The sequence below is a fragment of the Flavobacterium columnare NBRC 100251 = ATCC 23463 genome, assembly GCF_002530675.1.
GTDB classification, from domain to species: Bacteria; Bacteroidota; Bacteroidia; order Flavobacteriales; family Flavobacteriaceae; genus Flavobacterium; species Flavobacterium columnare.
The window spans coordinates 1-8,643 of sequence record NZ_PCMX01000068.1 but is presented as its reverse complement, the minus strand read 5'-3'; the positions used below and the strand labels follow the sequence as shown (position 1 = coordinate 8,643).

Genomic DNA, 8,643 nt, shown 5'->3' with positions numbered 1-8,643 from the left:
TAAAGGAATCGTTTTTAAAAGATGTGCTATTTGAAATAGTATTTTACCCTTTTATGTATTAGTCCCCTTTTTTATACAACAATAATAAAACTACACTAAATTGTAGACTAAACATTGATTTAAATTTATGTTTTCTACATTCACAAAAAAGAATTCTATACCTACAAGATATTATACCTCTTTTTAGAGGCTAGGGAAATGTTTTTTCTTTTAAACATAATTTAGATTGTATTAAGAAAAGACCTATTTATCAATAGTTAAGTTTCTAAATTTTGGCGAAGCTATTGTCATACTACCTACTACTATCAGTGTCATGATTCCTCCAAAAAGAACAGCATTTACGGTGCCCATAAGTTTTGAGGTAAACCCACTTTCAAAAGCGCCTAATTCATTAGAGGATCCTACAAATATAGAGTTAACTGAGGAAACTCTTCCACGCATGGTATCAGGTGTATAAAGTTGGAGTATAGTAGATCGAATTACTACTGAAATTCCATCAGTAATACCACTTAAAAACAAAGCCAGAACTGAAACCCAAAAATTTGTAGACAAACCAAACATAATAATACAAATACCAAAACCAAAAACAGCCCATAATAGTTTTTTACCCGCTTGATGATTAAGATCAAGATGTGTTGCCACTAACATTGTTATTAACCCACCTATAGCAGGTGCCGCTCTTAAAATACCAAAACCTTCAGAACCAACTTTTAAAATATCTGTTGCAAAAATGGGTAATAATGCTACTGCACCACCAAAAAGAACAGCAAACATATCTAGTGATATAGCGTTTAAGATGGTCTTATTATTAAATACAAAAAACAATCCTTCTTTTAGACTTTCATATACTGACTCTACCTTTTGGGTATTTAAAATAGGTTTAGGTGTAATTTGAAAAAGCGCAAATAATCCTACCAATACACATCCTAGTACAACACACATAGCCTCAAAAACCCCCATCCAACTTATTAGAAAACCCGCTAATGCAGGACCTATAGTAGCTGAAATTTGCCAAGTAGAACTACTCCAAGCGGCAGCATTTGATTTTTCTGAATGAGGTACTATTAAACCCAACAAACTAAACACCGACGGAAAAATAAAAGCTCGAGCTACACCTCCTAAAAAAACTAATATGTATATACTATAAAGGACTTCTTTAGCTGTAAAAAAAGAAGGGTAAAAAGGATTGAGTAGATTTGTTAAAACGAATGAAAGTACGAATAACGCAATATAACACCTTATCATCATTTTTCGCTTTTCATTTTTATCTACTATATGTCCAGCAAATAATGCTAAAGCAATAGCTGGAATTACTTCCATCAAACCTATTAGTCCTAATGACCATGGGTCTTGGGTAATCCTATATACTTCCCATTCTACAATTATGAATTGCATAGACCAAGCCAGTACAACTGCTAATCGCATGGCTAAAAACCATCTAAATTCTTTAATTCTTAATGATGAATAAGGATCTTTATGTTTTTTTTTTGACACTTTATTGTTATTTAATCGTTTTACTTTTTTTATTGAATTACAACTACTAGATGCTTTTATACTCAATAATACAAATAAAGACTTTAAATAGTATTCTTTTAAGATAAATTAAGAATACCGTTTTCAAGTAATCTATAATCGTATAATATTCTGATTTATTAAAACAAATTCCTTTGTTTTTCAGACAGATAAATACAAATACTAAAGCTAAAAACAAATAGATGTAATCCAAAACCCTACTATTAAAAAAGGGTATGCTAATTGAGGTGAAATTTAAAACTCTTTTAGTTGTCTATTGAATAACTTAAATTGAAGTTTAAAATATTCGATTTCTATTTTCATTACCTTATATCTCTTAATCTAAGTTGTAACGAAACGCTTCCATTCCATTCATTTTCTTCAATGGAATATACCGCATCAAATCTTCGTAAATTAGACGTTAGTATTTGTTTTTTTCCAATACCAAAACCTATCGCACTATAACTAGCACTCATATTCTGCTTCACAAAAAGACGAAGATGTTCGTCGTTTTGACCGACTGCTTTGCCATAACCTGTATCATGTATTGATTTCGATATAAAAACAGGGGTCATGTTTTCTGGTCCAAAAGGTTCAAATTGTTTTAAAATACGCATTAATTTAGGGGTAATATCTTCTAATTGGATTTCTGCATCTATACTGATTTCTGGTATCAATAAATCAGGATGAATAGATTCTTTTACTGTTTGTTCGAATGCTTTTTTAAAAGCAATATAATTTTCTTCTTTTAGTGTCATACCCGCAGCATACATGTGCCCTCCAAATTGTTCTAAATGTTCAGCACAGGCTTCTAGAGCATTATAAATATCAAAATCTTTTACTGAACGAGCGGATGCGGCCAATTTATCGCCACTTTTTGTAAAAACAATAGTTGGACGATAGTAATTTTCTACCAAACGAGAAGCTACTATTCCTATAACTCCTTTATGCCAGTTTTCTTGATAAACTACCGTAGAAAAACGATCTATTTCTTGATTTTGTATAATTTGTTCGAGAGCTTCTTCTGTTATTTGTTTGTCTAGATCTTTTCTATCTGAATTAAAAATTTCAATATCAGCGGCGCATTGAGACGCTTGTAACAAATCAAATTCTGTTAATAATGATACTGCATAATTCCCATGTTTTATCCTTCCTGCTGCATTTATTCGTGGTGCTATAATAAATACTACATCTGAAATAGTTAGCTCTTTTTTCTTTATATTTAAGATTAAAGCTTGTATACCTGGCCTAGGAGATGTATTAATTACTTCTAATCCAAATTTAGCTAAAACTCTGTTTTCTCCCGTTATAGGTACTATATCAGCTCCTATAGCCGTAGCTACTAAATCTAAATAGGGAACTAATTCTTGAATTGTTTGATTTCTTTTAGAGGCTAATGCTTGTATTAATTTAAATCCTACTCCACAGCCACATAATTCTTTATAAGGATAAAAACAATCTTCTCTTTTAGGATCTAAGATGGCTACCGCATCTGGTAAAACAGATCCTGGTCTGTGATGATCGCAAATAATAAAATCAATTCCTTTTTGAGAAGCATATTTTACATGGTCTATAGATTTAATACCACAGTCTAAAGCTATAATTAAAGTAAAATTATGATCCTCAGCAAAATCAATTCCTTTAAAAGAAACGCCATATCCTTCTGCATAACGATCAGGTATATAGGTAGCCACATTAGGATAAAAACTTTTTAGATAAGAGGAAACTAAGGATACAGCTGTTGTGCCATCTACATCATAATCACCAAAAACTAAAATATTTTCATTATATGAAATAGCCTTTTCAATTCGATCTACCGCTTTATCCATATCTTTCATAAGATAAGGATCATGCAAATCAGATAAAGATGGTCTAAAAAATTTTTTAGCCTCATCAAATGTATCTATCCCTCTTTGTATTAAAAGAGTTGCTACAATAGAATCTACTTGAAGTACATTTTGTAAAGCTTGTACTTTTTGATCATTTGGCTTCGATTTTAACGTCCAACGCATAAAACTATAGATTATTATGTTATACTGAACCCAGATTATGCGTTAGCCTTTGTGATGAAAATGAAAAAGGCGAAGAAGATAAAAATACACTGAAATTTTTTACCGCAACTGTAATTTTGCTACGTTGAGGACAAAGAATTAAGTACTTTTTTCGATTCAAAGCCATTTTTATCTGTAATAATTTTATAATGCGTAATCTGGGATAAAACTACACTGGCTCCCTTTTGTGTTTGAAACTAAATTATAATGAAAACGATTCCTTAAAATATACAAAAAAGAGCCCTCCTTTTTACTACTAAAATTTTACACTAGAAACTACTGCTACATTCTTTTTAGGTTTATATCAATCTAAGTGCTTCTTTTTCAAATACAATTCCATCCCACCCGAATGTAATAAAATTTCGGATGTTTTGATGATCTTCTGCCTCTGGGGTTGCTATTACATCCTGATAAAATTTACCAAAAAGTTTTAACGTTTGTTCCTTTGTTAATTCATGTAAAAGAGCAAAAGAAAATATTTTACAAGAACCATTATTTTCTCCCGCTTGATTTACCTGATTTCCATTTTTAAAAAGTGTAGGCGTAAATTCATAATTTGCATCAATATGTGCAATAACCTCTTCAAAGGTGATGTTTTCTTCTTTTGTTATTTTTTGAATGAAAAGATGCATTGTTTTATATTTTTTTGATTGAGTCAAAGATAAAAAAGCTATCCGAAAAAGTTACAATTTTACCATCTTAACCAGAAGAAAAAATCACATGATGCTGATAATGTAACTTCTCCTACCGTCGAAGTAACAGACTAAACATTGAGTTTTAACTTTTCAGACACCTTCGGAATTTAATTAATACATATATTAACAATCAGCCATATTTACGGCAACTGCCAAGCCTCCTTCTGAGGTTTCTTTATACTTATTATTCATATCCTTAGCCGTTTCCCACATGGTATTTACTACTTTATCCAATGGTACTTTTGCATTCTTAGGATCTGTTTCTAGTGCTAGTTCAGCTGCGTTAATAGCCTTAATAGCTCCCATTGTATTACGCTCTATACACGGAATTTGAACAAGACCTCCAATAGGATCACAAGTAAGTCCTAAATGATGTTCCATGGCAATTTCTGCTGCCATTAAAACTTGTTCTGGTGTTCCCCCCATTACTTCACATAAAGCACCTGCCGCCATGGCTGATGAAACCCCTATTTCGGCTTGACACCCTCCCATAGCCGCTGAGATGGTGGCTCCTTTTTTAAAAATAGAACCAATTTCACCTGCTACCATCAAAAATTGTTTGATTTGATCTTCATTAGCTTGATGATTTTCTATGACCATATAATACATTAACACGGCTGGTATTACCCCTGAACTCCCATTAGTAGGTGCCGTAACAACTCTGCCTAATGAGGCATTAACCTCATTAACTGCTAGTGCAAAACAAGATACCCACTTAAGTATTTGTCTAAATTTCACTTCGGTTTTACGTATTGTTTCTAACCACTCTTGTGGCGAATTATAATGCGCTAGACCGATTAAATTTTGATGTATATCAAATGCTCTCCTTCTTACATTCAATCCACCTGGTAAGATTCCTTCTGTATGACAGCCTATATACATACATTCTAGCATGGTGTTCCATACTCTTACTAGTTCATGATGAATTTGATCTTCTGTACGAATTGATTTTTCATTATCATAAACTATTTCTGATATTTTTCGATTTTGTTGCTGGCAGTAATTTAATAATTCGGTTGCGTAATTTATAGGATATGGAAATGCCTTTTTTACTTCTTCTTTTTCTTTAGCAGATACTCTTTCTTCTTTTACAACAAATCCTCCTCCTATTGAATAAAATGTTGATTCATATTTTTCATTCTCATAAAATGCAGTAAACGTTAATCCATTGGCATGAAAAGGCAAAAAGTTTTTATTAAATACAATATCTATTTTGGGATTGAATTTTATAACAAATTCATTGGCTAATTTTAATTCGTTAGAGTCATTAATATGATAAATTATTCCGTCAATATCTTGCACTGGAATATACTCTGGATCTTGCCCACTAAGACCTAACATTACGGCTAAATCCGTTGCATGACCTACCCCTGTCAATGAAAGAGATCCGTATAAGTCAACCTGTACTTTATTTGTTTTATTTAGAATGTTTGCTTCTTTAATTTCATTTAAAAATTGTTCAGCCGCGCGCCAAGGACCTAGAGTATGTGAACTTGAAGGTCCTACTCCTATTTTTAACATATCAAATACTGAAATACACTCTTCCATAATTTTTTATTTTAGCGTACAAAGATAAGGTTCCTATTGCTTACAAAAAAGCGTTAATTTTTTAAAAAATATAAATAGAGATATCATTTTATCAATTACTTTTGCCCTAAAAAAACACAGCAATGATCAAACATATTAGAATTCAAGAATACAAAGCTTTAATTTACAGAATATTACTAGTATATGCTTTTTACTCCTTAGTTCGAATTCTTTTTACTCTTTTTAATCTAAAATTTTTAAAAATAGATTCATTAGGTCAATTTTTTAAATTAGCATTTCATGGATTAACTTTTGACACTACTGCTATATTATATGTAAATTCTCTTTTCATACTACTTTCTATATTTCCTTTATGGATTAATACACGCAAAGGTTATCAAACAGTACTGTTATATGTATACTTCATTACTAATCTAATAGCCTACGCAACTAATTTTATTGACTTTATTTACTATAAATATATTTATTCAAGAACCACTATTGCTATTTTAGATATAGCTAAACATGAATCTAATAAAGGAAATATGTTTTTTAGATTTATTATAAGTTATTGGTATGTTTATCTACTCTTTTTTATAACGGCTTTTGTCTGGATTAAATTATACAAGTTAGTTAGAGTTGAAGAAGAAAAGGTTCTACATAATTGGAAATATTTTTTAACTTCAAAAATTGGAGTTATTATTATTTTAGTTTTATCAATAGGTGGAATACGAGGTGATTTTAAAAAAAGTACTCGTCCTATTAACCTCATAGATGCCAATCAATATGTTACAAAACCACAACATGCAGATATAGTTTTAAATACCCCTTTTGCATTAATTCGAACATTCCGCACAACAACATTTCAAAAAGTTAATTATACAATCAACGATTCTGTTTTAAAAAATCAAATACAACCCATTAAACAATACCATAACTACCCTCCCACAAAACCTAATATTGTTGTATTTATAACAGAAAGTTTTGGACGAGAATATTGGGGATGTATGAATAAAAATACAACCATCCCTGGTTTTAAAAGCTATACTCCTTTTTTAGATGAATTAGCTAAAGAAAGTTTAATCTTTACGGATGCTTACGCCAATGGAAGCAAATCTATTCATGGAATGTCTTCAGTCATTGCTGGTATCCCATCCTTTAGAGATGCCTTTACCTCTTCTCCTTACCCTAATCAAAAAATTCAATCTCTGGTTTCTTGTTTAAAAGAACTCGGTTACGATACTTCTTTTTTTCATGGAGCTCCTAATGGATCTATGGGATTCATGGGATTTGGAAATATTTTAGGTTTTGATCATTATTATGGAAAAACAGAATTTAATGACGATACGCAACATGATGGTGTATGGGGAATTTGGGACGAACCTTTTATGCAATTCATGAAAAAAACATTAGATCAAAAGAAAACACCTTTTTTTAGCACAATTTTTACAGTTTCATCTCACGAACCTTATATAGTACCTAAAAAATACGAAGGTAAATTCCCTAAAGGAACAAGCCCAATGCATCAATGTGTAGGATATACAGATTATGCTTTTAAACGTTTTTTTGAAGAAGCTAAAAAACAACCTTGGTTTAAAAACACTATATTTATTATAACCGCAGATCATACCAACCTGACCGCATATCCCGAATACGACAAAATTGTAAACAGACAAGCTGTACCCATACTTATCTACAAACCCGACGGAAGTCTAAAAGCTGAAAACAATGATTTTGCACAACAAATAGATATTTACCCTACTCTATTAGATATGATTGGGTATCCAAAACCCTTTAGAAGCTGGGGAAGAAGTTTAGTAAGTAAAACAAACATACCCCCTTTTACAATAAATTTTAACGGTAATAGCTACCAATTACAAAGAGGGAACTATATTTGTACTTTTGATGGCAATAAAGACATTCATTTTTACGATAAAAATGACAAAGCATTAGAAAAAGAACTTAATCTAAAACCTAACCAAGAAATGCTGGAAACAGCAGAAATTTGTAAAGCGTTAATTAAAGATTATTTTGATAGAATTATAGATAGAAAATTAGCTCAATAATGAAAAAGAAAATAATATTATTCATAGCAATATTAGGAAGTATCATAGGTGGTAAATACGTATATGATATGCACCTAAATCACAACTTTGAAACCATTACAGAAGGAAAAGTATACAAAAGCGGGGTTATACCACCAGATGAAATAGAAGATTATGTAAAAAAGTACAAAATAAAATCAATTGTAGACTTACGCTTTCCTGGAACTGCTGATTTAGAAAACAACCCAGAAGTACCTTCTGAATTAACCGCTGAAAAACAAGCTATTGCAAAAATACCAGGTCTTAATTATTTTAACAATGGTTCTGACCAAGTACCTACAGAACAAAATTTACAAACATTTTATAAAATTATGGATAATCCTAAAAATTATCCTGTTTTAATTCATTGTTATCATGGGGTAGGCAGAGCCGAATTATATTCAGCTCTTTATAGAATAGAATACGAAAATTGGGATAAAGACAAAGCACGTACTTCTACTAGAATGTTGACCAAATATTCTTCTTTTGATTTAGGAAAACCAAAAGGTGATTTCCTTCACAATTATAAAAACCGAAACGAAACAAAATAGTTTTCATTATAAATTTTATTTAAACTCGAGTTCTATAACTCGGGTTTTTTTATAATTCTAAAATCGATCTTGACTAAACTTATGTTACACATTTAAAATTTATTACAGGTAAAAATGACTTTAAATCTAAAAAATACTCATTTTTTTACCCTCAATAGAAAACATCTACAAAGGAAAATTTTGGTACTTTTTTACCTTTTATCTTCTTTGTTCTTTTAATCTT

Annotated in this window: 6 protein-coding genes; 2 read left to right on the top strand and 4 right to left on the bottom strand. The window is 30.9% G+C overall.

The annotated features are described in order from the left end of the window. Nucleotides 1–243: 243 nt before the first annotated feature. The 4 genes from B0A78_RS09875 to B0A78_RS09860 all read right to left on the bottom strand — a co-directional run bounded on the left by B0A78_RS09875 (nucleotide 244) and on the right by B0A78_RS09860 (nucleotide 5,806). Entirely contained in the window at nucleotides 244–1,425 is a 1,182-nt protein-coding gene (locus B0A78_RS09875; protein WP_050855812.1) for an MFS transporter, read from the bottom strand. 410 nt (nucleotides 1,426–1,835) lie between these two features. Beyond that, complete coding sequence (gene recJ / locus B0A78_RS09870) at nucleotides 1,836–3,524, bottom strand: single-stranded-DNA-specific exonuclease RecJ (RefSeq protein WP_014164324.1); 1,689 nt, start codon at nucleotides 3,522–3,524, stop codon at nucleotides 1,836–1,838. Between the two features lie 338 nt (nucleotides 3,525–3,862). Next, on the bottom strand, nucleotides 3,863–4,195 hold the full coding sequence (locus B0A78_RS09865; RefSeq protein WP_041253145.1) for a HopJ type III effector protein: 333 nt from the start codon (nucleotides 4,193–4,195) through the stop codon (nucleotides 3,863–3,865). 186 nt (nucleotides 4,196–4,381) lie between these two features. Further along, nucleotides 4,382–5,806, bottom strand: a complete 1,425-nt coding sequence (locus tag B0A78_RS09860; RefSeq protein WP_065213700.1) for an L-serine ammonia-lyase — start codon at nucleotides 5,804–5,806, stop codon at nucleotides 4,382–4,384. Between the two features lie 122 nt (nucleotides 5,807–5,928). On the opposite strand from B0A78_RS09860, the gene B0A78_RS09855 reads away from it, so the two are divergent. Together B0A78_RS09855 and B0A78_RS09850 are read left to right on the top strand one after the other, a co-directional pair. Beyond that, on the top strand, nucleotides 5,929–7,851 hold the full coding sequence (locus tag B0A78_RS09855) for an LTA synthase family protein (RefSeq protein WP_065213701.1): 1,923 nt from the start codon (nucleotides 5,929–5,931) through the stop codon (nucleotides 7,849–7,851). After that, nucleotides 7,851–8,420: a dual specificity protein phosphatase family protein gene (locus B0A78_RS09850; RefSeq protein ID WP_065213702.1), complete on the top strand. Its 570-nt coding sequence runs from the start codon at nucleotides 7,851–7,853 to the stop codon at nucleotides 8,418–8,420. Before B0A78_RS09855 ends, B0A78_RS09850 begins: the two co-directional genes overlap by 1 nt. The last annotated feature ends 223 nt before the right edge of the window (nucleotides 8,421–8,643 follow it).

Bases quoted from the DNA above. Each gene is read 5' to 3' on its own strand.
- B0A78_RS09875 (WP_050855812.1), bottom strand. From the start codon at position 1,425: ATGCGATTAGCAGTTGTACTGGCTTGGTCTATGCAATTCATAATTGTA.
- recJ (WP_014164324.1), bottom strand. From the start codon at position 3,524: ATGCGTTGGACGTTAAAATCGAAGCCAAATGATCAAAAAGTACAAGCT.
- B0A78_RS09865 (WP_041253145.1), bottom strand. From the start codon at position 4,195: ATGCATCTTTTCATTCAAAAAATAACAAAAGAAGAAAACATCACCTTT.
- B0A78_RS09860 (WP_065213700.1), bottom strand. From the start codon at position 5,806: ATGGAAGAGTGTATTTCAGTATTTGATATGTTAAAAATAGGAGTAGGA.
- B0A78_RS09855 (WP_065213701.1), top strand. From the start codon at position 5,929: ATGATCAAACATATTAGAATTCAAGAATACAAAGCTTTAATTTACAGA.
- B0A78_RS09850 (WP_065213702.1), top strand. From the start codon at position 7,851: ATGAAAAAGAAAATAATATTATTCATAGCAATATTAGGAAGTATCATA.